The organism is Bacillus sp. Nf3 (assembly GCF_003028545.1).
Lineage (GTDB): Bacteria > Bacillota > Bacilli > Bacillales > Bacillaceae > Bacillus > Bacillus safensis.
Genome location: NZ_PYUA01000031.1, coordinates 1 through 750 on the forward strand (window position 1 = coordinate 1; position 750 = coordinate 750).

Here is a 750-nt window from a genome sequence, read left to right on the forward strand (position 1 = left end):
GTTCTACCGGGGCTACAGGTAGCACTGGACCAACGGGTCCTACTGGCGTAACGGGCAGCACTGGAGCTACTGGTCCTACCGGGGCGACAGGTAGCACTGGAGATACCGGACCTACCGGGGCAACGGGCAGCACTGGAGATACTGGTCCTACCGGGGCAACAGGCAGCACTGGAGCTACTGGTCCTACTGGCGCAACGGGCAGCACTGGAGATACTGGTCCTACCGGGGCAACGGGCAGCACTGGAGATACCGGACCTACTGGCGCAACGGGCAGCACTGGAGATACTGGTCCTACCGGTGCCACAGGTATTACCGGAGCTACTGGTCCTACTGGTGCAACGGGTATTACTGGACCAACGGGTCCTACTGGCGTCACAGGTATCACTGGAGATACCGGACCTACCGGGGCAACGGGCATCACCGGAGCTACTGGGCCTACCGGGGCAACTGGTATTACCGGAGCTACTGGGCCTACCGGGGCAACTGGTATTACCGGAGCTACTGGCTCTACCGGGGCTACAGGTAGCACTGGACCAACGGGTCCTACTGGCGCTACGGGTAGCACTGGACCAACTGGTCCTACTGGCGCTACGGGTATTACTGGAGATACCGGACCTACCGGCGCTACGGGTGTCACTGGAGTTACTGGTTCTACCGGGGCGACGGGTAGCACTGGAGATACTGGTTCTACTGGCGCCACAGGTAGCACTGGAGATACCGGACCTACCGGCGCTACTGGTGTCACTGGAG

General features: G+C 61.2%; 1 protein-coding gene. It reads left to right on the top strand.

The window, feature by feature from the left end; all coding sequences use genetic code 11:
* On the top strand, positions 1–750 hold a 750-nt coding region (locus C9414_RS19355), incomplete at both ends, for a collagen-like domain-containing protein (protein ID WP_142398066.1).